Genomic DNA, 26,432 nt, shown 5'->3' with positions numbered 1-26,432 from the left:
TTATTCGCTATGCTCAACGGTGATTTACACAGACTTTCTAATAAAAAACCCAAAAGCCATTTAGCAGAAAGCCGGAAGCCACTCATGCCCAAAGTCGCACTTTTGTAGCTGGCAAGGAATACATTTTTTGTTGACTATACATTAATCAATTCGAAACCGCCCTGCGCAGCCTTCAGGCCGGTGGTGGTATTGATATCTTTGCCACCGGCAGTAATGCCAAACTGCTTTCTGGAGAGCTGGCCACCTATCTATCTGGTCGGTACATCGAAATAAAGGTATATGGGCTGACCTATAATGAGTTTTTAACTTTTCACAGGCTGGAGCAAGGGCTGGATAGCCTGCAAACCTATCTGAAATTTGGCGGACTTCCCTACCTAAAACATCTGCCTTTAGAAGATTCAATTGTTTTTGATTATCTAAGAAATGTTTCAGATGCCATTATCCTCAAGGACATTGTTGCCAGGTACGATATCCGAAATGTTGCCTTTCTGCAGCGGTTATGCCGTTTCCTTGCAGATAACGTCGGTTCCCTGGTCACGGCGCGGAAAATCAGCACCTACCTGAAATCCCAGCAGATCAAAATCTCCCACAACCTGGTCATTGACTACCTGTCTTATCTTTCCAGCGCCCAGCTTGTTCTTCCGGCAAGACGGTATGACATTGCCGGCAAAAAAATCTTTGAAATTGAAGAAAAATACTATTTTGAGGATCTTGGCATCCGTCATGCAATGGTCGGATTTAACACCTCAGACATCAATAAAATTATTGAAAACGTAATTTTCACCCACTTGAAAACAGCCGGATATGATGTCACCGTTGGACAAATTGGGAAAAAGGAAACCGATTTTGTTTGTGAAAAGCAAGGGGAACACCTGTACATCCAGGCTGCTTAAATGATTCCGGATGACAAAGTTCGGGATCGTGAATTCGGCAGTCTTCTTGCTATTCCAGACAACCATTCTAAAAAAGTGGTGACCATGGACCCGGTTATCGGCGGCACATATAAAGGCATTGAGCATATCCATCTTGAAAATTTTCTGCTCCGGATAGTTGGGAAGACGACCAATTAGGCGGCGTTGTCAAGTATTTTCCAGAAAAAACTTGACAGATAAACATTAACACCCATGCTTAACAAAGCGATGATTTGAACGGTTATTGGTTGTTTTTTGAGACTTTGCTCGTCCACTTTCATACCTTTATATTGTGGTCTGCTAAAAAATTTGAATTGGTAGGAATCGGAAATCCCGGGATACACGTAATATTGCTCGCCGATTTGATGATCTAAAAAATGTGGAAGTACAGGGATAGTCCGGAGGTTTCATGCGCCTAAAAAACGGAACCATCCGGCAAGTAGTCCTCACCATCTCTACAAATTCAGACTGATAAAACAAACGAAAAAATCCAACACTCCGGAGTGCCCAAACGCTTTTGGAGCGTTTCTTTTTGTGGGTGCCAATTCATCCATCTTTATCCTTATTAAATATTATTTTTGAAGTTCTGGTGGCGGTAGAGGCCAACGATTTGATCCGGCCCGTTTGGCTGTACACCATGCAACCACCTGAAAATTCCAGATTAAAAATAATTTTTTCTGCGTGGAACGGAGAAAAATTAATGGAAATGTGATTATGTGATAAATTTTTATTTGACATGGGCGGACTCTGTTTGTATATTGGGTAATGTGAAAGTGAGTATGTGACACGGAGATTATATGAAAGCTCAAGAATACATAAAGGCAAGAGGCATTGAGGTTACCTCGCTGGACAATGCGAGCGTGGGTCGCCTGTCTATTGATGCGGAGTTTAAGTTTGCCGAAAAACGGGGTGTTGTTGTATCTCCGAAGCGTGGCTCTGTCTCTGATCGATACCTGTCTTTGCTTTTTAACGAGGGTGTATCCTTTGTTGTGGCTGAAGGCGGCTCGACGCTGTCCTTCTATGAAGTTCCCCCAAGGGCGGGCGAGCTGCATTTCGTTCGCGCTTTGAAACCTGTTAAGGTACGGCTATTTCCATCGCAGGATGTTTTTGAATATCTCTCGACCCTTCTGCGGCAAAGCGTGAAAAAGCGGGAGGCTATCGATGCTGTTGCGTCGAATCTTCTGGTTGCCCGAATTGCCGATGAAGAGGCAGGAAAAGAGGATGTGTGGGCGTGCTCTATCGCTGGAACGGTTGATGACTGTTCTGATTTGATGTTGAGCATCAAAGGCAAGCTGAAAGATGCAGATATCAACAATGAAGGGGTTTTGAAGTTATGTGCCGTCCTTGCTGGTTTTAGACTGAAGCCAGCGACACCCGAAGAGTCAGCCCAGCTGACCGATTGGGTGGCACGAGCAAGCGATAATAAAAAATGCATACATGGATTGCCTTTGGCCCTGTCTCCGGTTTTTCAGTCTATGGGTGAAAGCGCCAACTCAATATCGCTTATTACATCTGCTGTAGGCGCTCAGTTTTCAATTCTGCCCGGTTCGGGCAATGACGAAGTCGTTCTGGAGAATGGGAATCAGGAGCTTTTATCCCTGTTGCAGGTTTTGTATCCCAAAGCCTCCTTCATCGATGATGGCTATCTTGAAAGTAAACCTGCCAAGAAAAAGGATGCCGTTGTATTGATCCCGCCATTCGGCAGATCAATACAGCTGAAAAAGGATGCTGCATTAACCAGTCCCTTTTTTAAAGGTAATCCGGCGTCAAAGAAATATCCCGCTGAATACCTCTATTTAATCAAGGTCATTGATCAATGTAAGCCGGATGGTCTAATTGCAGTTGTATTGCCGGAAGGGATTTTATCCGGAGCAAGCCACAGGGCTTTCCGGAATTGGCTGCTGGATGCCGTGCAGATCCTTGGTGTTGTCAGCTTGCCGCCCGGATTCTGTTTTTCCGGCACAGGCATTCGATGTTCTGTTCTGTTTATGAAAAAAGCCAAAGAGCTTCCCGCCGATTACTCGATTTCAATGATTGAGCTCAGGCAGGAGGATTTTGACGGCGATGTAATTGCTGACACGATTGAAATCATTAAGGGAGCATTCAATCCGGAGGATCGCTCATGAGAAGTACCGTGATCCAGCTGAAAAAGTTTCGCAAAAAAGGCAACCGCCTCGACCCTCGTTTTTACCTTGGTGAAAAGACAGTAAAGACCATTATAAACGGTAACTACGACAGCTTCATCAAGCTGGGGGACCTGCTTGACTATTTTGCCGACGGCTCACGATTGACCTCATGTGAAGCAGGTATCCCGATGCTGCGTCTCAGCAATCTCGATGCATGCGATATCCATTTTTCCGGGTTGAAATATGCGTCAATAGATAAGGCCGCCAAGTGGACGGCGGTAAAGCCCCAGGATGTGCTGTTCACTCAGGCTGCCGAACCTTTCAGGGCGGCGGTTATGCCCGAGAGGTTTGACGTTATTACCGTGTCTTCCGAGATCACGGTCATGCGCCCGAAGTCTGCCGTTGTACCCGAATATCTGGCGGCCATACTGTCCGCACCCACCATGGGCAAGATCCTGAAAGATCTCGCCTACAGGCGGTCTGCCACAGCGTTAAGACGATTGCGCCTTAAAGATATTGCCGGAATTCCCATCCCGCTTCCGGGCCGAGAACTGCAGAACAAAATCAAAACAGCATATGATAATGCAGCACGCCTGAGCCAGGAGTCGGAAACAGAACTGTCTCAGATTGTACAGGCTGTTCATGCAGAGATCGACCGCAAGACACAGATGCAGGTGACCATGCGCCAGTTCAAGATTCGTAAAACAGAATTGAGCGGCCGATGGGATGTTGCGTTTTGCGCAAATGAGGTGCTCCGGAAACAATTGCTGGAGAGTGGCAGTGTTACCCCGCTTCTTCAGGTGGCTAAACCGGTTCCATCAACCTTGAAAGGGATCGGCGAGGATGAACAGGTTTGTGCAGTGAAAGCCGAGCATATCAACGAAAACACCATGATGGTGGAAAGCGTGGAAACCTGCCGATTATCCGACCTTTCACCCCGAATGAGGCAGCCGTTGAATCCTGGGGACGTGTTGATCTGCACAACGGGCAGCGGAGAACAAGTGGCCTATCTGGATGAAAAGACGGCGGCCGAAGACTGCAGGATTCTTGGAAGCGCCACGTTTACCGCTCTGCGCTTCACGGAAACGCCAAGGTATTTCACCATTGCCATGACTCACCCCATTGTGCGGGCGCAATTGAACAGCCTTGCCACTGGGGCCGTGCAGCGTTTTGTCAGCAAAAAGGATCTGGATTCGCTTCTGGTTCCCAAATTGTCGGTGATCTGGCGGGAAGATTTTGACAGTCGTGTCGCCCGGGCCTTCGAGAGAAGACGTGAAGCCTTGACCGCAAAAGCCCATGTATTGGAGTTTGCCGAGCAGTTTTTTTCCAAGGAGTTAGGAGGGAGGAGTTAGGAGTTAGGATGAGTATTGCATCCCAAATGATTGAATATCTGAACCGCGAAGGTGCCGCCACACCGGAGACCATTGCGGCTTCAATACCCGACCTGAACCAGTGCGGTGGTTCTGAACGCGCCCTGTTGTTGTTGCGGTTGAACCCGAAGTTTGAACGCATCGACAAGGAAGCCTCTTCACCTGCGGAACCTTGCGACGGTTTTATGGTGAAGGAAGACGAAACTCCCTATCTGTCCAGCTCCAAATGGACCACACGCGGCAGCGGAAAGTCCGATGAGGAGGTGATCCATGATGCGGCGGTCCAATACTTCAAGACAGTCGGAAAACAAGGCGATCTGATCAGCAATGTAGTTTCGGCGGTAACCCAAACAACCAGGCTAAGCGCACCGGCTGTGGAGCAAGCTTTACGGTCTCAGTTTATGACAATGAATACGAATATTTTTAACCGTCCGAAAAAATAAAGGGGAAAATTATGTCTTCTCAATATTCTAACTCCCAACTCCTAAATTCTAACTCCTCCCTTCTAACTCCTAACTCCTGAGGCAATTATGGCTAAGAAAAAAGACAATGCACTGGGCAAACTCCGGGGACAGGCCCGGGAGCAACTTGCCGAACTGGGTTACGAAAAACTGATTGAGGACTTTCAGCTGTTTGATCCGTTTGGCGACGGCAGCATGGATGCCACTGCGGATCTGGTGGCGATGGATGGTGACGAGCCGGTCGTGCTTTTTGCGGCTGCAGATCCCGGCGATGCCGCCCGTCCTTCCATTCAGGATGACGCCAAGTTCAAAGCCGGGCTGGGTGCGGATGAAGGCAAGCCGTTCCGCTTTGTCTGGGTATGGGATGGTGACAACAATTTCATTTTCGATCTGGAAAAAGATGCCCAGATTTCCGACCTGCCACGCAAGGATTTATGGCGGGAGATTGCCAAGCCGATTTCCGATTCCCGTTCCCGTCTGCTTCAGGACCTTTCCGCTGAATACCACCGTGGGGACTTCCGGGCGATCCAGCGCAAATTCGACCAGCTGCATGATGCCATCTACTCCCGGGGCGGCGTTAAGCCGACCAATGCGGCTATTGATGAACTGGGCAAACTTCTGTTCCTGCGCATTCATCTTGAAAAATCGCCTCGCTACAAGATCAAGGACGGTGCCGGTAAGGGCAAGCTGTTTTCCGAGATCTATTCTTCCGAGTATGTAAAAAAGAATGGGAAGAAGGCTGTCATCGAACTGAAAGATGCCTTCAGGGAAATCAACAATCTGCCGCAGTACAATGCCAAGGACATTACCGGTGAAGTTCACACCATTTTTGCCTATGACGAGCCGCTGAGACTTGAAAACACCGACATCCTCGCCATGGCAATCGATTCCATGGATCTGCGCGACCGCGATGGTCAGCCTATCCGTTTGTCAGTGCCGGACAAGGAACTGGTGGGTAATGGAGAACAGGCCCGGATGATGAGGGCGCATCTCATCCACGAAGACCTTCTTGGCTGGGCGTTCGATGTCTTCCTTCGCGGCAAGTATGCCAGCAACGAGGGCTTGGCTACCTACCTGACCCCTTCACAGGTGGTTGAGTGCATGAGCCACATGGTTTTCCATGACATCACCGATGCCGAGCTCTGGGCTCGCCGGGGTGACAAGGATCAGCAGGAGCGCTGGAGTCCCACGAAAGATGAAAAAGATCTGCCCGCTTTCCTCTGCGGGGATATCTGTTGTGGTACTGGCCGTTTTCTGGTGGGCGCACTGCGCGAGATCAAAAAACGCATTCTCGATGACAAGCATGTGGGCCACAGCGACGAAGACAAACTGGCATGGCTCAGCCAGATGAAGCGCCACAGCTTCTTTGGGGCGGATCAGGCTGAAGGCAGCATCCAGAAGGCACGCATCAACATGCTGCTCTATGGAGAGGACCACAGCCAGCTGCTGAAAGTCGACGATTCCATCGCGGATACGCAGGTGGACAAATTGGTGGGCAAGTTCGATTTGATCCTGACCAATCCACCCTTCGGGTCAGGGAAGTATGACGACCCCAAGGGATTGGTAAAGATGCGGAAAGAGGAATTAGACCTTGAACTCGGCTGGAAATGGAAAGCCGGGGATCGAAGCAAGAAAAAGGCGATTGATAAAGCCGAACCGGCCGCACTCTTTGTGGACCGCAATCTTCAGCTGCTCAAGCCCGGAGGACGTCTTCTGATCGTTGTTCCGGATGGTATTCTTTGCAATTCTGGTGATGCCTATATCCGTGAATATATCATGGGAGCAAAGGATGAGGAGACCGGCGAATTTTTGGGAGGAAAAGCCATCCTCAAAGCGGTTGTAAGTCTTCCAACGGAGACCTTTGCCATCTCCGGCACTGGTGCAAAAACCAGTTTCATTTACTTGCAAAAAAAGAAACATGCTTCGGAAAAACAAGGTTCAGTATTTATGGCAGTGGCTGAGCATGTGGGCTATCTGAAAAAAGGGAAATCAGAGGTTCCTGATCCAGCAGGTAATGATCTGGTTGATATTGCATCAGTTTATTCTAAGGGGGAGTCCATATGAAGTTCAAAATATGTGATACGCACTTCCCCGCTGCCTGGGTTAGCGTTGAAGGACTAAACCTTTTGAGGTTGGATAGTCGCTACTATTCGCCTCAATATTTAAAGGATAATGACCTTTTAAGCAGTGAGCGCTTTGACAAGAAAACTATCGGACAAATGTCATCGCTTGTTAAGGATGGCCCGGGTGGGTGGGCCTTTAAAGCAAGCGAGTACACATCCGATGGCGTACCCGTAATTCGAGCATCTGATCTTGTGAATGGGTTGGATTTATCCAATGCAGTTTATATGACGGAAGAAAAGCACGAGGAGTTAAAACAATCAGAATGTCTACCGGGGGATCTTGTTATTTCGGTCCGTGGCACTCCGGGTAGAGCAGCTATAGTTCCTGATTCTGTAAAAAAAGCCAATTTGAATGCAGCCGTCGTTCGAGTTCGTTTAAAGGAGAATTGGATTCAAAATGGAGAATACATTACAGCCTTTCTGAACTCACCATTTGGTAGGAGGGTTACTGAACGAATAGCCAATGGAGCTGTTCAAAACAATATCAATTTGACAGAAGTGCGTAGTATACCAGTCCCAATCCCGGCCCAAGAAGTTCAAGAATATATAGGCAAAAAAATTGCTCTTTCTGAACGAATTAGAAGCTTCTCAAATACATGCTTTAGGGAAGCCATTAATTTGTTTGAACAAATTTACGACACACAGAGGTTCAAGCCAAACAATTCTACCTCAAATTTTATTAAAGGAAGTGATCTTCAATTCAATTTAAATAGTCAGTTTTACCTACCTCGATACTTTGATATGGAGCAGCACCTTTACTCTCGCGGCTTGCCAGTAAAATCCCTAAAAGAACTTTTGCGTAGTAAAATTATACGGTCTTCAACTCCTGAACGTACAGATGTTAATTCAATACCTTGTATTCTAACGTCTGACATTGATCCATATGAGATTCGCTATACCTCTCCGAGTTTATATATAACCAAACAAGTTCATGAAACTCACTCAGGCAAGCTTGAACCACTCGATGTCGTTTATACATCGGTTGGACCTCCAGTGGGAGAAGCTGCTTTAGTTCTAAAGCAATACCTTTCTATGGCGGTAGGCGGTGATGTCTCAATTCTTCGGACCAAGAAGGAGCTGCATCCTGGGTACCTTGTTCTATTCCTAAATTCGATATTTGGGAAAATGCAAAATGACAGACATTCAAGAGGTATCAGGCAACGCCGTGTATACCCTGAAAATATAGCCGAGTTCTATATCCTATTAGCTTCTAAAGAGGATCAAAAATTCATTGGTGATCGCATTGTCCAACACCAAACCTTAAATGAACTATCGCGTAAATTTATGATTGACGCCAAATCTGATGTCGAAGCCTTGATTGAAGGAAAACTAGACACCGACGCCATTCTGTCCGGCAAAATCAAAGCCCCGACTTGGGAGGATATCGAAAAAGAACTGGAGGGCATTTAAGAAGTTAGGAGTTAGAAGTTAGAAGTTAGAAGAGTGGAGTTAGAATCTGGTGATTTACTTGCCAACAACATTCTAACTCCTAACTCCTAACTCCTAAATTCTATATTCTGCATAAAGGAGTTAGAATCATGAAAAACGCACCTGAAAAATCAAATCCTCTTTTCGACCGAGTTGTCAGCATCCTCGAAGAAGCCCGATCCAATGTGGTTCGTGCGGTCAATAGCAACATGGTTGTGGCCTATTGGCTGATTGGACGTGAGATTGTGCAGGAATTGCAGGATGGTGAGGAACGTGCTGACTATGGTCGGCAGGTTATTGAAGATTTGTCCAATCGGCTAACCAAACGATACAGAAAGGGCTTTTCGACAACCAATCTTTGGTATTTTCGGCAGTTTTATCAGGCATATTCTAACCGCCTTTCAATTCGCCACTCAGGAGGTGGAGAATCTGCAAAAGACGAAAAACTCCACCCGGCGGGTGGAGAATTGGTGGCCAACCAGAAAGGGCCACCCTCTGGATACGAATTGAGATCAGGCTTCTCCCCCCAACTCTCATGGTCCCACTACCGCGCCCTGATGCGCGTCAAAAACGAAAAAACCCGCTGTTTCTACGAGCAGGAAGCCATCGAGTGCGGCTGGAATAAAACGCAGTTGGAGCGGCAGATTCATTCCTCTTACTATGAAAGAATTTTGGCAAATCGGGGTGAAGCCGGACTGACAGCTCCTGACAGAGAACGCCTGCCCGGGAACCCCAGGTCTCCCGAGACAATTTTAAAATCACCCTATGTGTTAGAATTCCTCGGGTTGCCAGATTCTCCGAGCCTGCGTGAAACCACATTGGAGCAGGCTATCATTACCCATTTACAAAAATTTCTTCTGGAAATGGGAAAGGGGTTTGCTTTTGTCGGGAGACAGAAACGGCTGCGCTTTGATGATACAGATCTCTACATCGATCTGGTGTTCTACAACTGCATTATCAAATGCTATCTGCTGATCGACCTCAAAATGGGGGAGCTTTCTTACAAGGATGTGGGGCAGATGGATGGGTATGTACGAATGTTTGATGATTTGTATACAGCAGATGATGACAACCCCACCATTGGACTGGTTCTCTGGACAAAGAAAAATGAAGCGGTTGCCAAATATTCCGTGTTGAGCGAGCAAAAACAGATTTTCGCGTCAAAATATATGCTCTATCTGCCAAGCGAGGAACAATTGAAGCTGGAGATAGAAAAGGAACGTAAATTGATCGAAGAGTATCTGGAGAATAAAAATGAGTAATGAACAACAGCATATTGATTTGTTTACCTATGGTTCCACCTGGCTCCGTGCGGATTTTCATCTGCACACCAAGGCTGATAAAGAATTCACCTATTCGGGCGAGGAGGATTACTATTTCTCGAGTTATGTAGATGGGTTAACGCAAGCAAATATCAGGCTCGGTGTAATCACCAACCACAACAAGTTTGATGCGACGGAATTCAAAGCTCTCAAAAAGACGGCTGCAAAAAGGCAAATCTGCCTGCTTCCAGGAGTTGAGCTGTCGGTCAATGACGGTCAAAACGGCATTCATACCTTGATCGTTTTCAGCGATCAATGGTTGGAAAACGGGAATGATTATATCTCGCCCTTTATTGCCGCTATGTTTCCCGGAAAGGCTGAGTCGGAATATCAGCACGAGAACGGACGAAGCGATAAAAACATTCTTCAGGTGGTCGAAGAACTGGAAAAGACAGCCAGGGACTATTTTCTTATTTTTGCCCATGTAGAGCGTAAAAACGGACTATGGCAAGAGATGGGTGGTGGAAAAATAGGTGATTTTTCCCAAAAACGATATGAAGTGGTCAGAAGACGCACCCTTGGATTCCAAAATGTGGAAACTCACGATGTACAGGATAGCAATAGAGTCTGCCGGGTCAAAGTGAAACGCTGGCTTGGCAACTGGTATCCAGCGGAAGTGGAAGGATCGGACTGTAAATCCATCGATCAGGTCGGCAATGGACATCCGTGTTATCTCAAGCTCGGGGCCTTCTCATTTGATGCAGTCCGGTTTGCCCTGATCGACAAGGAAAGCAGAGTAGCCACTGCGCCGGTACAACACAACCATTCCCGTATCCGCAGGGTCCGCTTTACAGGCGGGACACTGGACGGAAAGGAACTTTGCTTTTCACCGGAGCTAAACACCCAGATCGGCATCCGCGGGAGCGGCAAGTCCTCTGTTCTGGAAGTGCTCCGATATGGCCTGGAGATCCCTTTTGGAGCGAAAGCCGGAGATCGGGATTACAAGCAGAAGCTGGTAGGATTCACCATGGGAAGTGGAGGAAAAATCGAAATCGATGCCACGGATCGGTATGGGCAGCCGTACACGATTCGGCGGGTATGGAAGGAGCCATATTCTGAAGTTCTGATCGACGGGAAGCTGCAGCCAGGGGTTTCCATCCGGGAAACAGTACTTCATAAACCGATCTATTTTGGGCAAAAAGATCTGTCCAACACAGGTGAAGGCTTTGAAAAAGATCTGGTTGACAAGCTGCTCGGCTCGAAACTGGAGGATGTCCGCCGCAGAATTGATCAGCAGAAACGCAAAGTGACGGAAGCGGTGGACCGACTGCTTAAAATCAGCAGTGCGAAGGAGCAACTTGAAGAACAGAAACAGATCAGGCAGGACACCGAACATCGACTTAAACTGTACAAAGAACATGGCGTTGAAGAGAAACTGCAAAAACGACTGGATTTTGATAAGGACGCTCGAACCATTGAGAAAGGCATCCGGTTAACCAGTGATTTTATATCCGATCTGGAGGAGCTGCTGGCTCGGCATGAGGATGAGATACGTAATTTCAAAGGATATGCATCCAAACATAATGCAGAATTGTTCAGCCAATTCTACACATACTATGAGACCTATATCTCTTTCCTCAATCAAGTCAAAAAATGGTTGAGTGAACAAAACAAGACACAAGAATCACTGTCGAAATGCAGGAACGAACTTTCTGACATCCGCAAGGGCATGGTGGAGGAATTCGCGGAAATCGAGCGTAAGCTATCCGAAAAGTTAAAAGACAGGGGCATGCAAAACATAAGCCCGGATGAATTTTTGCAATTAAAGAAAAAACGGACCCTTGCAACACAGCTTATTACCGAACTTGAAAAACAGGGCAAACATCAGGCAGGACTGCATAACGTACTTTTAATCGAACTTGCGGCATTGAACGATCTTTGGCTTGAAGAGTTCAACCTCATCAAGAATGAGCTGGATAAAGTCGGAGCTGACGGTTCTTTTCTGTCAATTGCCTCCGGGTATAAAGAAGATAAGCAGGCCTTTCTCTTTTTTATGAAGGAGATGTTCAAAGGCAGCGGCATTCGAGAAACGACCTATCAGGGGATTGTGGATCAGTATGTCGATTTTATTGCTATTTATAAAGATTTCGAAAATGCTCAAAATTTTTTTGGCAGCAACCCTCAAATCCTGGCGGATTTGTTTACAAAAAATCTGAAAAATCTTTTGACATATCAGACACCGAACAAATTCATGATTATGTATCGTGGCAAAGAGTTACAGAACCACTCACTGGGGCAACGGGCATCGGCGCTGATTCTATTCGTTCTCAGTCAGAAGGAAAACGATCTCATCATCATCGATCAACCGGAAGATGATCTCGATAACCAGACCATATATGAAGATGTGATCAAACTGATCCGGGAGATGAAACCGAAGGTCCAATTTATTTTTGCAACCCACAATCCGAATATCCCTGTTCTGGGTGATGCGGAACTGGTTCACGCCTGCTCTTTTGCTGACGACAAAATCAGGGTCGAATCCGGCAGCTTAGACAATCACCAAACCCAACAGACCATCATAAGAATTATGGAAGGCGGCAAAGAGGCATTTAACCGCCGTAAGGAGATCTATCAGATATGGAAACCATAACAATCATGCAGGTACTTGAACAGGGCGAGGACAGCAAGAACCAGTTTAAAAAGGATTTCACCAATGCCGATGCTTTGGCTGCCGAATTGGTTGCCTTTAGCAACACATTGGGCGGCAAAATCTTCGTTGGCGTCAATGATGACGGTGAAATTATCGGCCTGAAAACGGCGGATATTCAGCGAATCAACCAACTTCTGTCCAACACAGCCAGTCAGAATATAAAACCTGCCATTAACCCCTTGACAGAAATTTTTACAATTGAAGAAAAGCGTATTCTTGTTATTGATATCGCCAAAGGAAACAACAAGCCCTATCAAGACAAGAGCGGTGTGATTTGGGTCAAGAATGGGGCGGACAAACGCAGAGCCACTGCCCGTGAAGAGATTCAGCGGTTGTTTCAGGAATCAGGGATGGTGCATGCAGATATAACCCCAGCTAACGGCATGAATTTAACTGACCTTGACATGCCGTATTTCACAGCCTTTTTTCTAAAACGGTATGGCAGACCTCTTGATGAACAACAAATACCTTTTGAGCAACTTTTATCGAATCTAAATCTGAGCAAAGACGGCATCTTGAATATTACTGGGGCGTTATTGTTTTCCAAGACTCCTGAGATCCGGCTTCCTGCCTATATTGTCAAAGCAGCGGCATTCCCGGGAACAAGCATTGCGACAGAAAAATATATCGACAGTCGGAATATTACCGGAAAACTGTCGGACATATTTCAGAGAACAATCGGTTTTTTGCTTGATAACATTAAAATGATTCAAGGCGAACAAGGCATTAACAGTTTGGGAGAACCGGAAATACCCAAAATTGTATTTGAAGAGCTTGTTGCAAACGCTCTTGTTCATCGTGATTATTTTATCTCTGCCCCTGTAAGGATATTCGTTTTTTCTGATCGTATTGAAATAATCAGCCCAGGACATTTGCCCAATAACCTGACCGTGGAAAACATAAAAGCAGGGAACTCTAACATCCGGAATCCTGTTTTAGCCTCATTCGCCTATCACATTTTACCCTATCGCGGTTTTGGCTCCGGAATTATACGTGCCTTGGAACAATATCCGGATATTGAATTCATTGATGATCGCCAGGGGAACCTCTTCAAATGTATTATCCGGCGTCGCCAGATTAACGAGGAAAGATAATTGGATCTAAAACTCAAGTCTGCCGGTGAAATGATTAACCACCTCATCACATGGGGCGAGGTCACCCGCTTTGAGCTGAACGGTATTGCCGGTGCTCAGGACTGGATTACGACCTTCGAAAACGCAGGTATTCTGCATACATCAGCCACTGATATCTGGAGCCTTTCACCCGAATTTTGGAGCCTGCTGGGGGAAGAGGATTTAGGAGTTAGGAGTGAGAAGTTAGAAGGGAAGAGGGAAGAGGGAAAAATTGGAGCCTTCCGCACAGTGTTGTTCCAGGTGCCGGAATATCGTGGCTACCTGATTTCAATTCTTGCCGAAGGTGCTGCATCCGCCGCTAAGCAGGGGCTGCATGCTGAGGTTGAAAAATGGTCCGGCGACGAGCTGCTGCCGTTCCTGAAGGAAATTAACCAGATTTTGGATGAAATCGAAGTCAATGGCTATCGGTTGGTGGATGGAACCGCTTCTGTAATTACTGAAAGGTTCAATCAATATCGCAAACAAAAACATTCTAACTCCTCACTCCTAGCTCCTAACTCCTTAAGCAACTCGAACCAATTTCTTTTGGGCAGAACGGCCCGGCCGCAAGACCTCTTTGATTTTGTTTTGAAGCGCTTTGTGCCTTATGCCATGCCGGAGCCGTGCAACGCCCATGGGCTTACACCGGCACTTCTACCGATTATCCCCCTGGTGGATGCTGACGGCAATGCACAGTTTATGAATCTGGTTCCGGCACCATGGAATGTCAGGCGATCGGTTATTCAAAGTGGTATTGCACTTTTTGATGAACATGGAAAGCCGATGAGTGACATGGGGACAGCTGACGCTGCCCGGAATGCTTTGCAGGACGCTCTGATTGAACAACCCTTTTACAAGGCCGTAACCCAGCTGGCGATCAATCATTACCGGGCAAAGACCGCTTCTTCCCCGAGCTTCGAATTGGTTCTACAACCCGGAGCCGGACTGTCCGGCGTGGCGCTGTTTTACGAAACCCGGAAAATGGGATTGTTGAAAGATTGGTTGCCGCTGCTGGTTCAATGCCAGGAGTGCTTTGCCGCCAGACCGCTGGAGGAGAGCCAGGTCGAAAATATGATGGAGAACCTGCTGGCTCTGGACATTCTAGATCAGGCCGATGATAACCTCGTTCTTCATGAAGATTTCCAGTCTACCTTGATGGCAGGACGGCTTCGTTCGGTGTTTCGTCCCGGCAAGGTGCTGCAAGAGAGAATGAAGGAGTTAGTAGTTAGGAGGGAGAATGAAAAGAAGACAGAAGTTAGAAGTGAGGAGGAATATAGACGTATATTTACGCATAAGATTCTAACTCCTAACTCCTCGATTCTAAATTCTTCTTCAAAGGAGGAGTTAGAATGAGGGAGCCGGCAAAATCGTTTCAGGATTTGATTGTGTGGCAGAAGGCACATGCCTTTGTGCTTGCAATCTATTCTTTTACACAGTCTTTTCCGAAACATGAGCTTTATGGCTTGACTTCCCAATTAAGAAGGGCCGCAATATCAATTCCTGCAAATATCGCGGAAGGTTTCAGAAAACAGTCTGCCAATGACAAGGCCCGTTTTCTCAATATTTCTGAAGGTTCCTTGGAGGAGTCTCGCTACTACCTAATCCTTGCTAAGGATCTAAAATACATTTCTTCTGAGCAATATCAGACCGCTTGGAATCAATCAGAGGAAGTTGGCAGGTTACTCAATGGCTACCGCAGTTCTGTTCTCAAAAATAAAGGAGGACAAAATGCCTAAAATTCTAACTCCTAACTCCTCCCTCCTAACTCCTTCCCGAGTTGCCTTACCAAAATTATTTCTGTGGAGTGACCCGACAAGGTATCAGGAATACCCGGAGGCTCTCGCCCGGGCGGAAGAAGGCCGTGTTTATACACGACAGGAGATCGAGCAGGAGCTGTTCGATATCACGCCGACCCTGACCTTCAAGAAAGATGGTAAACCTCGAGGACGTGGAACGGATGGTATTGTCAACGCCATGGGCTTCGAGCGTTTCGGCCAGAGGCTGTGTGTAAACGGGCTCGATCTTATCCGGAAAACAGACCACGGTTTTGTGGTTTCCGAGGCAGGCTTGAAGCTGGGCAACACCTACAAGAACAGCGCTGAGTCCGATGAGTGGCTTCATTTGCTGGCAAAAAATCTTCTGCTCCGGGAACCAAGAACACGACTTCTGATTGGGCTGATGCTCAAGGGCTGGCTGCTGCAGGTGGACGTGTTCAACAAATTCCCCAAGAGTCAGATGTCATTCACAGGGCCGGAACAGGCCAGACTGGATATCACCTCCAAGGACTGTCTGCAGTTCAATGCTCTGCTCTCCGACCATGCTGAATTGGCATTGGGTCCATTATGGATTGCCGAACTGTCGGAACACGGCTTGAGCCTGCCCATTGAATGGTGTGGCATACGTGTCGACCAGCCCTCCATTAAGGATCTCTCCTCTGCCATTAAAAAGAGTTTCGGGTTGCTCTTCTATATCGGAATTTTCAGTGACGAAGGCAATGGCTGGGCCGTTGATAGGAATCACGTTGGCCGGATGCTCGGTTACGATGTCCTTGAATCGTTCGGCGTTTCGGCTTCCGGTGGCCAAGGCAAGTCAAAGGATGAGCTCTTTCTTGAGGCATTACGGCAAACCATGGACGGTGAAGGATATGCCATCGCCAGCGCCCTTGCGGATAAATTTGGAGAGCTTTGCCAGACCCCGGTTGAAGAGCGTGAAGAAGCTTTGGACCAGTTTGCCCGTGAAGCCATGTATGACGACCGTCTGGTCATTGAAGCCTATCACACTGGCCAGCCCCGGATGGGACGCGGCTTGTTCGGGGAAAAAGAATTTAGGAGAGTGAAGTTAGGAGTTAGGAGGAAAAATGAGCAAAATGGTTTTAATTAAAAATGACATAAGAACATATTGGAGGATAGTGCGATGAAAGGAAAAACAAAGTCACGCGGAAATATTCTAACTTCTAACTCCTATCTCCTATCTCCTTCCCGAAAACCTTGGGCAGCAAAAGGAGTCGCGCTTTATCCACCCAGCTTCTGCATGGTTGGACAAAATCAGGTATTTAACGCTCTGCACCAATTCCGGCGTTCGTTCTGGGATGGTCAGACTCACGATATTGCGGGATTTTTCGTGGCATTCGGAGACTGGGGTCTTGGTAAGACCCGTCTCGGCTATGAACTGATTGGAGAGGCCACCGGACAGATCGATGAGTGGCTCTTGAATGAACACGAATATGTGGTCGCTCCCTATAACCGAAAAGATAAAAAGGCACGGGTGCTTGAACCGGCGCTGTCCGATGGTGTCCTGCCTGTTTACATACGCTACAGCTCTGTATGTGATGATGAGCTTGATGCACCCACATGGGTTGCACGACTCACCGTTGAATCCCTTCGCCAGACGCTCGAATGCGATGTGAAATCCGGTGGCGTTAAAGCGCTCTATACAGACATCACCAACGCCCTTCATGCCAAGGGGATTCCGCTTGATCAGCTGACCGCCTGCGTGAAAAACGAAGAGCTGGATTATTCCGCACGGCTCGATGCCGCAATGGAAATCCTCAAACCTAAAGGGATCAAACATCTCTGGATAATCGTTGACGAAGTGGAAACCCCCGGTGATCTGAAGCGGGGCCTTCGTGATGATACCCCGTCCAGTATTGATGATGAATACCTGCTGATGGTCTCCGAGGTTATCAAGCACGAAAACTGGCGCAGCCAGCACCCCTATGTGAATTTCCTGCTGCTCTGCTCCATGGGTATGAGGGACCAAATTCAGATCGGTCCGAATTTGCGTCGCGCCAGCAGTGTAACAATAGAACCGAATCAGGTCACCGATGTTAGCCGGTATGTGAATCATATCAAAGAGTCGCTGGCTGATCCGGAGTCGGTGGAATATCCGGCGGGTACGCTAGAGGCGGCCTTTCTCTCTGCCAACAGAAACTTTGGCTGGCTGAACGTCATTATGTCATCAGTGCATGAGACCTATGCCCGACACAAAGAGCGAAACGAAGATATCAATTCGTGGGCATTGATCCGGGATTTTGCCAAAACCGATGCCCGGGCTGGCAACATTTTCAACGATAATGCCGCCATGCCTTTGATCGGCAAGATTAAGGATGTGCCTCAAGAAACCGTGGAGCGTATTGTTTACGGCCAGCTCCCCGTGGGCGTGGGTGGGACATCATCTGCCAACATCTCCCCGGCTTTTGCTGAGACCCTGCTTGGGCATGAAATCGCCGGACGCGGAAAGACATTTGCTGAGCTGAGCATGGTGCATATCGATGCGTCAACGCTTGCCAGTGAACTCATCCGGCCTGAATACGGCTTCAAACCGGTTGAAGGCAAATCAGACACCTACTTTACCTCCACATGCCAATTGTCCGTGGTTGGATTGCTGGAAGCGTTGAAAGCCTTTTCGGTCACGGCGGGAAGCAACGACTCTTCGGAAATTGTCATCTACACCGACCTTGAGCAATGGGGCGAGCAGCTGACGGCTCTTTACCCGAGAGATGGAATTGAGTTTGCCGCAGAAGCGCTGCACAGGATCTTCCTGAGCCCCGATTACCGGGTGGAAGACAGCCGCTTTATCGGAATGGCATTCCGCCTGTGGAAGGAATTCAACAAATTGCTCAATGCGAATACGGAAAGTGTCCGGTTCTTCAAGGACGGCCGCTTTGAGCAGAAGCTTGAGGATTATGTAAAAGAGGTGTCCGCTTCTAAAAACAAACGGACTGTAGCGACATGCCTTGGTTTGGCAAAGCTGTTGGATGAGTCATTAGAGAACGCAGCTACCGTGCAGGCATTGTCCGGCATTCCTCATCAGGTGTTCTCTTCACGATTCACATCGCCATCTGTGGATGGATTCCGGGTTACACCAGACGGAAAACTGACAATCGTCTATTGTCTCGATTCTGATGAGACCATCAGAAAGCTGAGCACATATCTTGGCACCGAGCGAGTGCATCCAATTATTGTGCTGTTCTCCGCATCCGCAGATTATGCCGCTTTTGAGGAACAACTGGATAAATATCCGATTCTGAAGCGATGTGTTCTGACTTCACGGCTGGTGGTTCAGGAAGAAGATTTTCTAATCAAATATTCTGCCCGGAACTCCGTTTTTGAACCACAGGATGCAAGGCTCAGCAAGGTCGCCAATGGTCTGCTGAAATCCTATGAGGATGAATGGGTTTCCAAAGCCAGAAACTGGTCCAACAAAATCAGGCAGGACGGTTACCTGATCGCACCGATCTGGAGTAAGGCGAAAGGTATACCGGTGGCCGACTTTGCCAAAGGCTACCGCTATATGCTTGCCACGAAAAATTCTCTGGATGCCACTCATGGAAACCATGGCGGTCCGTTGAGCGATGTGGAGTTTGAAAACTGCAAGCAGGCCGCCAAAAAGAATACCAATCCGCCAACCGCATGGAGCTATGGAGATCTGCTGGAGATCTTAACCCCGGATCATTACCCGAGAGTTCCTCGTTGTTTCTTTTCAATTTTGCGCGAACTGAAAACACAGACGGCAGCAAAAAAACTGGCCAAGAATTTCTTCTTTATCGTGCCTGAAACCGAATTCAAGTCGGTTCAGCAGATGGAGCAGATTCTTGAACTGTTGATTGGGCTAGGTGCCGTGCGCCAGACTAGTGGAGAGCTTTTCCGGGCGATTGATCAGAATCAGCTGGGAATCCGACGGGAAGCCGCTTCCAAGTGGCTGAAGAACGAATGTAAGGAAGCGATCAAAAACTGTGAAGGACTTTTCCCGACTCAGGCAGACATTCTCTGGAATGCCTCATATCCAGATGCCAGCCTGAAACTCGAGGATGCCGAAAAGAAAATCAAAGCGATTGATTTCAAGATCCTTACGGCACCTTCTATAAATTCACTTCAGGAGGATGCGTTTACGGATCTGATCGCACAGATCCTGCAAATCGAGAACCTCATCGTGAAAGTCTGCCCGCTGGATATCGGCAGTAAGAATGTGGAGTTCGAGTGCGTGGCGGCCCAGATCGGTCAGTTTGAACGGAAATATAATTCCCTGTCGCTCTGGCAGAAAGTCTCCTTCCTGAGCTGGCTCAAAAAGCACTTCCTATCAAAGCGCGAGGAGCTGCTGTCCGAGATCAACCGGATCATTAAGGACAGCAACGAATTGAAGTTCGTTTCCGGAAAGCCATTCCCGATCGTTCCGCTGACACTGCCGCTCAAGGCTATTCAGAATGAGCTGGAAAATGCTCGAAAGGGTGTGGGTGCTCCAACCATGACTCTGATGGCGACAATAAAAGCAAATAACTACACCCTCCTAGTTCACCAGTATCTTGTGGATTCAAAATACGAGTCCGCCTGGGAACGCTTGTCTGCCTTGAGTGACCTTGTCTCGCCGGATATGACGGACAGCTTCTATGCAAGGTTCGTTGCCTTGAGAACCCGCTGGGAATTGGTCATTCAGACATTTGATGCCACCGATAGTGTATGGACGCAGCTTTCGGAATTTACCAAGGATGCACCACAGGAAATCCTATCAGATCTCACCGGGATCAAGTCTGAGATCCAGAAATATAACGGGATGATTTCCGGCGGCTTGGAAAGTCAGATTCAATCCCAATGCGATGATACGGCTGAAGATGAGCTTTTGACCTTGCTGCAAAACGAGGTTGATGCGTGCGAATCCAAGCTCCAGCCAATGCAACAGAAGATCTCCGACAGGCTGGACACGATTAAGTCCGACTTGAGGAAAATCATCCGCAGCACCCAGCTTCAGGCATTGAATAAGCTGCTTCAGTCTGAAGGCAAGAGCATCATGGAAGAACCGAAGGCCGAAGATACCTATCAGAAAACCAAGATGGTCTATGAGTCCTTCAATACAAAGGTGATCGCTGATGGTGATAACGTCTTTGAGACCTCAGGGCAGCCGGTTTCCTTTGAGCTTTGGGTGGATATTTATAAAGGGCTGAGCAACGGATCTTACAGCGAAGAGGAGCACCCGGATCATGACGAGGCTATCAAGGCTCTGAAGAAGATGAAACTTATCAGGACAAGATTGGAGCTGCGATGAAAACCCTAATTCTTGATATCCAAAAAGATCTGTTTGAGTCATCAGTGCTGGAGCAATCAGCTGAAATACAATTCGTATCAGTTGATGAAGCCCTTGGGTTGAAAGGCGTTCCATGCGTTCTGCTTGGCTCCAAAGGGATTGATGACTTTACCCGCACCGTGCGTAAGCTAGCGCGGGCCAATTATCAAAACGGTAGCGGTCTGATCATCATAAATCCGCCGATTGACACCGATATTGGCAACGCTGTTGACGCGCCGGTTTCAATCACCGTGAAGAAACGTAAAGCATCTTCTTTTTGTAAGCCCTCGGGTTTTGATGGTCTGGATGGCGAAAGCAAATATGAGATCTGGTCGGATGGCACGATTGAGTCATCACTGCGCTATGGCGTGATGGGCGTTGACGATAATAAGGGTACCGTGCTGCTCAAATACCAGCCCAAGAACACATCAGGCGCGGTTTTCATAACTACTCTGAAATTGCTTTCCTACAGCGGTATGACCAATGAGACCGACAGAGAAGCACTGCTAAAGCAGCTTCTGACATGGGAGAACAAGCAGTCGTTTGTCAATGAGGAGCCGACCGAAGATGTGACGGCTCCAGATGAGAGTGTATTGCATGCTGTGGCAATCCTCTCTTTTTCATATGGCAGCAAGGACCCGGATAGAATTTCAGCAGCCATGTCCAGGTTTTTTACCCTCAATACCGACGCAGATGCCATCCGAAAGGTGATAGAGCAACTTTCAGCTAATCTGAACGCAACAAAGGAAAATTGGACGTCCAAACTCGAAGATTATATCGATCAGGCCGGACACTACTCCTATGCACGGGAAATAAAGGAAATACTTGAAGATGAGGAGGCTGGTGTATGAAAAGCGTTCAAATGTCACGCGCATTGACAGCAGCCATGAGCCTCCGCCTGCCCGGCACCGCTGGCAAACTGGCCAACAAGATGCGCTATGTCGATTCCAAAGGACCACTGTTTCATGACGGGGGCCTGATCAGGAATATTACCCAAGGCAAGCACGAGAAAGTTTATGCCGTTGGCATTTCATCGAAAAGCAAAAGCATGCCTGCTTTGGGTGGATTGCTCTATGGAGCTGCTGCACTCCGGCATGACTTGGTCGTTGCCAATAACGAGGTCAGTGAAGGACTGCAGGATAGCCGAGTCGACATCAACGATATGAACTTTCTCGGGGCGTCAGAGCGTCTTGTGTGGAAGGAGTTCATTCTTGTTTACCGACTCCTTTCGGATTTGATGAGCTCTGATACCAAGCCAGACATCATTTTCGTGGATATCCCTCTACTGGTTTCCCGGGCGGAACAAAGCGTCTTTCTTGAAGAAGAGGATGTACAGGAGGACTGGCAGGCCCTTCTACACGTGATGGAGGATTTCTGGCAGCGCCACCTGAATGACTTTTACCCTAACAATCCCGACGGACCATTCCTTGTATCACTACAAACCAAGCGGGATCTGAACAGTGCCGTCCTGAATGCCATTCGAGAAGAAGGTCAGTCAGGAAGCCCGGAAGCCATTGATGACAAAATCGTGAACCTAATCCGTGAGGACTGGGGGCAGCTACGAAGAGTCGGCATCCTGCGCTTTCTGAAAGGGACACTTAAGGCTGGGCGCAGAACTGCTGCCTTCTATTACGAGTCTCTCAGCAAATACATGAAGCGTTTTGAGCCGAAGCTTGTTTCAGAGCACGGCCTTGTTGGATTTCACCTGCAGGTTGGTCTGCGTACTCCAATCTGGAAGGTTGAAACCATTGGCAAGCGTGACAGCTGGAGCACAGAGAGCCTCGACAAACTGGCTGGGCTGATCTCTTATTTAACCATTCATGACAACCCAAAAATGAAGCCGCTTCCTCTGTGGTTTGCCGAACAGCTCGTTCGTATGCCTAAGGAAGTTCTAATCAGCTATTTGAAATCGACCCTCTCAATGCTCAGAGACAGAGAGGTTGATCAGATATGGCTTGAAGGTATCGACACAATTCAGGAAGAGGTAGAATAATGAAAAATAATCAAGACAACTTCATCGGCAAACTGGTTGGAAACACGGGCCAACCGGACAAATTGACCATTGCTCTCCGGAATAGCTTTTCAGCAAGGCGCGGCGAGTTCGTCAGGATCGCTCATCAAGAGCGTGAAAATGATCCGAACATGGATGTACTCGGGCGTATTGTCTCCCTATCCAGAAACAGCATCCTGTTCAACCCTGCTCTTGGTGAAGGCATTAGTGAGGTTGAGCTACTGCCACACTCCAAAGTTTCCGGGGAAACGGTGTATGGAACCATTGAACTGGTTGGTTACAAAGATCCATATACCGGTGAAATCAGAATCCCTCGCAGACCGCTTAATCCGGGCACAAAGGTCTACAGTGTCGATTATGACTTTTTGACCAAGTTTTATGATTTCTCGGAGGACACCAGCATTCACCTTGGCAACCTTGTCGGGTACGAAAAAGGCTCAAATGTCGTTCCTGTATATCTTGATGCCAACACGCTGGTGACAGAACACTTAGCCGTGCTGGCTATGACCGGCTCTGGTAAAAGTTACACCGTTGGGCGAATTATTGAACGCCTTGTTGCTCAGCTGAACGCATCGGTTGTGGTTTTCGATCCACATGGGGAGTACGGGAAAGCATTGCGAGGCGGAACCCTGAATTTCAATGACCGGCTTGATTCCATCGAGGATGTCAGAGACCGGGAAAAGCTCACTGAAATTCAAAAGAGGCTTCAGGCGCTTCAGGATAAGGGTGCCGGTATTACCGCCTTCACACCCCAAATTCGAAGCTTCACCGAAAAGTATGCAGGAAAGAATCAGAACCTGGCTCTTCAGCTGGACCACTTTGATGTAGATGAATTTTCCGGAGTATTGCCGGGCCTGACGGAACCTCAGCAGCGTGTTCTTGATGTGGCACTGAGATATTGGAAAGAGAATTTCGAAGAGCCTCGGGACATTCAAGAGTTGTTCTCTGTTTTGGACGATCTTGATCGCCTGAAAAGTTGGGTTGCTGAATCTGGAAGTCCGGGTGAAGCCAGTGCTCTTAAGGGCGGAAGTGCCAATATTGCAGCCATCCGTTTGCGCAGGATGATTAATGAGGCGCAAAGCTTTTACACCCGTGCTGCAGGCGATCCTTTTGATGTTTACAAAATGGTCGGTGATGACAATGAGCAATATGGACGGTTATGTATTGTAGACCTTCAAGGGCTCTCGAACACGGCAAGACAGGTCATCGTTGCATTGATATCCAGCGAACTGATGAAAGCGGCGGGCGACAAGAACCGTCCGATAAGACCCTCTTTCATCATCTATGAAGAAGGCCACAATTTCGCACCCAATGGCGAACCCTGCATATCAAAGAACATCATCAAGCGGATTGCAGCCGAAGGTCGAAAGTTTGGAGTCGGGTTTGCCATCGTAAGTCAGCGCCCCAGCAAACTGGACTCTGATGTAACCAGTCAGTGCAACACGATTGTGGCCATGCGTATCAAGAACCCGGACGACCAACGATTCATTCAGAAAACATCTGATTATTTCTCCGCAGCAGACCTTGCTGAGTTGCCGACACTGTCAACAGGTGAGGCATTGATATGCGGCCGGGCAATTATCGCTCCGCTGGTGGTAAAAGTCGGAACGAAGGCCCTTGTTCATGGAGGAGAGTCGCCGAAGGTATGTGAACGCTGGGGTAAACCGGAGATTTGATGAAAAGAAGCATAAACATAAGCGAAACAGTTTTTTCTGCCGTCACTGATAAGTCTCATATGGCAGAGAACTTTCCTATGCTTTTGCAGTCTGGAATCCCAGACAGTGGTGTGACGATCCATTCGCACTTTTTAACTTACTTGTCGAGCTGCGGTCAAAAAGCTGGGTATTCCGCGATTACGGAATGCCCCGTGAGTATTAGCGAATCATTTCAAGGCATCGGAGAGATCCGAGCTGATTCCGTGTGGTTTGATAAATCGGATTTAAAACCGAGAGTCGCCTTCGAGTTCGAACGCTTTGAAAAAGGTGATGAAAAGAAGCTCAAGCAGAAGGTTGAAAATTTGGCGATAACAGCGGCGCTCATTGAGACCATTGAATTGGCCGTTCTTGTCTACTGGGTCCGGCCTGGTTCGATGCCCAGAAGCATGGATGGTGTAGTCGCCCCATACGGAGCCAGCTTCAGGAGAAACGGGATCGTGGTCCCCAAAGCCATGACACCGTTAATGGTAATCAAATGCGTCATGAAAAGCTCTGGAGATACGCAGGATCTTGTGTTTGGAGAATTCCTTCGGGATATGCGTAATGAACGGCACTTATCTGGAGGAAGTTATTAATGGGCATTTTCTTTAGAACTAAGAAAAACGAACTACTTGGCGACCGTTTTCGGCTTATCGAAGAGGTCGGTAAAGGTAGCTTCGGTGAAGTATGGAGGGCCGAACGTTTATCTGATGGGAAACATGTCGCCATCAAGATTCCAAAGGATCAAGAAAAAGGTGAAGAGGTCCTTCGGAAAGAAGCAGATATCATTAAGGGAATCATCCATCCGAACATCGTGCAGGTTTACGCATTTCATAACATAAGCGATCTGTTCTTCATTGAAATGGAATTCATTGACGGGTTCAGCCTTTCATCAATTTTGCAGGGCTCCAACAATGCAATGAGCCTATCTTTCAAACAGATGCTGGAATGGCTTGCCGATATACTGGATGGACTCGCAGCCGTGCATCAAAGGAATATTTCACACAACGATCTTAAGCCGGAAAACATCCTTATCGCCAAGGATACCAATAAGGCCAAAATAACTGACTTTGGCGTGAGTAGAAGATTTGAGGATGCGTGGGTCTGGACCAAGCGTCATGGAACAGAGGCGTACATGGCTCCGGAAGTGGCTCTGGAAGGTAAACGTAGCAAGGTGTCGGATATTTATTCGCTCGGAGTCTTGCTATATGAGATGACCACAGGCTCCCTCCCATACACCAGTCCACACCAGTTGTTGACGGGCTTGAACATCTCAAAACCCCGGGAAATTAACACCGATATTCCATCCGACCTTGAACAGGTGATTTTGAAAGCGATGGAACGGCGGCCGGAAAAAAGATATCAAAGCGTCGGTGAGTTGCGAGCTGATGTCGATCGATGTGTGGATTCCTTGTCTGCCAGCAATGTGATGACGGAACTGCCTTCTCGGTCCGCACCCAAACAAGAATTTCAACCACCTTCATCGAGCCCGCTCTATTACCTTGAACTCGCCAAAAAGAAGCTTTCCGATGGTGATCATCAGGGGGCCTTGGAAGCGGCTGAAGCGGCAGTTGACCGCAGCGATGAACATCCTCAGTACCTGCGGATGCTCGGCGGTATTTGCATTCGTGTGGGATACAAAAAGAAGGCCATTGCTGCTTATGAACGATTGATGGGGATCTACGAGCGCGGATACCCGGTTGAGGATCGTCAGAAGATTGAGACCATCGAGCGTCTTGGCTCTCTGTATGTGGACGATCAGCGTTATGAACAAGCCATCCAGATTTACACCTCGCTGGTCAAGATAACCTCAAGCTCCTATGCAAAATTCAAACTTGCAATTGCCTACGGATTGGATGGCGATTACCGGCAGGCGATCCAGCTTCTTGAAGAGGTCAGAAATGAAAAACCGGAGGCTTTGGTCGTCTATAACAAACTGGCATGGGCTCATGCATTAAACGGAGACGACCACCTTGCTCTCAGCTTCTATAACCAAGCGTTGGCAATAGATGCTTTTGACCTGTTCAGCCTTTTCCACCTTGGACAGTATTACCACATCATCGGTGATCGTCGCAGATCAAATGAGTATTTCCAGCGGTTTTATAATGCAGATAAGGTTGGTGATTATTCCGCCCGGGCAAAAAAAATTACTGGTGATGATAAATAAA

Annotated in this window: 19 protein-coding genes; all 19 read left to right on the top strand. The window is 47.8% G+C overall.

Features of this window, described 5'->3' with window-relative positions; translation table 11 throughout:
• Window positions 1-140: 140 nt before the first annotated feature.
• The 19 genes from DESPODRAFT_RS21845 (at window position 141) to DESPODRAFT_RS18555 (ending at window position 26,431) form a co-directional block, all read left to right on the top strand.
• On the top strand, window positions 141-893 hold the full coding sequence (locus DESPODRAFT_RS21845; protein ID WP_083843617.1) for an ATP-binding protein: 753 nt from the start codon (window positions 141-143) through the stop codon (window positions 891-893).
• Entirely contained in the window at window positions 894-1,070 is a 177-nt protein-coding gene (locus DESPODRAFT_RS19910) for a hypothetical protein (RefSeq protein ID WP_157488424.1), read from the top strand.
• 638 nt (window positions 1,071-1,708) lie between these two features.
• Complete coding sequence (locus DESPODRAFT_RS06005; protein ID WP_004072188.1) at window positions 1,709-3,037, top strand: N-6 DNA methylase; 1,329 nt, start codon at window positions 1,709-1,711, stop codon at window positions 3,035-3,037.
• A complete protein-coding gene (locus DESPODRAFT_RS06000; RefSeq protein WP_004072186.1) occupies window positions 3,034-4,389 on the top strand; it encodes a restriction endonuclease subunit S domain-containing protein in 1,356 nt (451 codons plus the stop codon). The genes DESPODRAFT_RS06005 and DESPODRAFT_RS06000 overlap by 4 nt, the downstream gene beginning before the upstream one ends.
• 8 nt (window positions 4,390-4,397) lie before the next feature.
• On the top strand, window positions 4,398-4,850 hold the full coding sequence (locus DESPODRAFT_RS05995) for a hypothetical protein (RefSeq protein WP_004072184.1): 453 nt from the start codon (window positions 4,398-4,400) through the stop codon (window positions 4,848-4,850).
• Between the two features lie 87 nt (window positions 4,851-4,937).
• Complete coding sequence (locus DESPODRAFT_RS05990) at window positions 4,938-6,932, top strand: HsdM family class I SAM-dependent methyltransferase (RefSeq protein ID WP_004072182.1); 1,995 nt, start codon at window positions 4,938-4,940, stop codon at window positions 6,930-6,932.
• On the top strand, window positions 6,929-8,401 hold the full coding sequence (locus DESPODRAFT_RS05985) for a restriction endonuclease subunit S (RefSeq protein WP_004072179.1): 1,473 nt from the start codon (window positions 6,929-6,931) through the stop codon (window positions 8,399-8,401). Before DESPODRAFT_RS05990 ends, DESPODRAFT_RS05985 begins: the two co-directional genes overlap by 4 nt.
• Before the next feature lie 128 nt (window positions 8,402-8,529).
• Window positions 8,530-9,681, top strand: a complete 1,152-nt coding sequence (locus DESPODRAFT_RS05980; RefSeq protein ID WP_004072176.1) for a PDDEXK nuclease domain-containing protein — start codon at window positions 8,530-8,532, stop codon at window positions 9,679-9,681.
• Window positions 9,674-12,331 (top strand): TrlF family AAA-like ATPase, encoded by a 2,658-nt coding sequence (locus DESPODRAFT_RS05975; protein ID WP_004072174.1) that lies wholly within the window; start codon window positions 9,674-9,676, stop codon window positions 12,329-12,331. Before DESPODRAFT_RS05980 ends, DESPODRAFT_RS05975 begins: the two co-directional genes overlap by 8 nt.
• Window positions 12,319-13,485: an RNA/DNA-binding domain-containing protein gene (locus DESPODRAFT_RS05970; RefSeq protein ID WP_004072171.1), complete on the top strand. Its 1,167-nt coding sequence runs from the start codon at window positions 12,319-12,321 to the stop codon at window positions 13,483-13,485. Before DESPODRAFT_RS05975 ends, DESPODRAFT_RS05970 begins: the two co-directional genes overlap by 13 nt.
• Entirely contained in the window at window positions 13,486-14,856 is a 1,371-nt protein-coding gene (locus DESPODRAFT_RS05965) for a hypothetical protein (protein ID WP_004072161.1), read from the top strand.
• A complete protein-coding gene (locus tag DESPODRAFT_RS05960; protein ID WP_004072159.1) occupies window positions 14,853-15,239 on the top strand; it encodes a four helix bundle protein in 387 nt (128 codons plus the stop codon). Before DESPODRAFT_RS05965 ends, DESPODRAFT_RS05960 begins: the two co-directional genes overlap by 4 nt.
• Window positions 15,232-16,383, top strand: coding sequence for a hypothetical protein (locus tag DESPODRAFT_RS05955; protein ID WP_004072158.1), 1,152 nt, complete (start codon window positions 15,232-15,234; stop codon window positions 16,381-16,383). Before DESPODRAFT_RS05960 ends, DESPODRAFT_RS05955 begins: the two co-directional genes overlap by 8 nt.
• Window positions 16,384-16,416: 33 nt before the next feature.
• Window positions 16,417-20,541, top strand: a complete 4,125-nt coding sequence (locus tag DESPODRAFT_RS05950) for a hypothetical protein (protein ID WP_004072157.1) — start codon at window positions 16,417-16,419, stop codon at window positions 20,539-20,541.
• The gene (locus DESPODRAFT_RS05945) at window positions 20,538-21,410 is read left to right on the top strand and encodes a hypothetical protein (RefSeq protein ID WP_004072156.1); all 873 of its coding nucleotides are present in this window, start codon (window positions 20,538-20,540) and stop codon (window positions 21,408-21,410) included. Before DESPODRAFT_RS05950 ends, DESPODRAFT_RS05945 begins: the two co-directional genes overlap by 4 nt.
• Window positions 21,407-22,552 (top strand): hypothetical protein, encoded by a 1,146-nt coding sequence (locus DESPODRAFT_RS05940; RefSeq protein WP_004072155.1) that lies wholly within the window; start codon window positions 21,407-21,409, stop codon window positions 22,550-22,552. Before DESPODRAFT_RS05945 ends, DESPODRAFT_RS05940 begins: the two co-directional genes overlap by 4 nt.
• Complete coding sequence (locus DESPODRAFT_RS05935) at window positions 22,552-24,246, top strand: helicase HerA domain-containing protein (RefSeq protein WP_004072153.1); 1,695 nt, start codon at window positions 22,552-22,554, stop codon at window positions 24,244-24,246. Before DESPODRAFT_RS05940 ends, DESPODRAFT_RS05935 begins: the two co-directional genes overlap by 1 nt.
• A complete protein-coding gene (locus tag DESPODRAFT_RS05930; RefSeq protein WP_004072151.1) occupies window positions 24,246-24,860 on the top strand; it encodes a hypothetical protein in 615 nt (204 codons plus the stop codon). Before DESPODRAFT_RS05935 ends, DESPODRAFT_RS05930 begins: the two co-directional genes overlap by 1 nt.
• Window positions 24,860-26,431: a serine/threonine-protein kinase gene (locus DESPODRAFT_RS18555; RefSeq protein WP_004072148.1), complete on the top strand. Its 1,572-nt coding sequence runs from the start codon at window positions 24,860-24,862 to the stop codon at window positions 26,429-26,431. Before DESPODRAFT_RS05930 ends, DESPODRAFT_RS18555 begins: the two co-directional genes overlap by 1 nt.
• Window position 26,432: the final 1 nt, after the last annotated feature.

This window comes from Desulfobacter postgatei 2ac9 (genome assembly GCF_000233695.2).
Lineage (GTDB): Bacteria > Desulfobacterota > Desulfobacteria > Desulfobacterales > Desulfobacteraceae > Desulfobacter > Desulfobacter postgatei.
The sequence above is the reverse complement of the archived record's forward strand: the minus strand, read 5'-3'. Positions and strand labels throughout refer to the sequence as shown.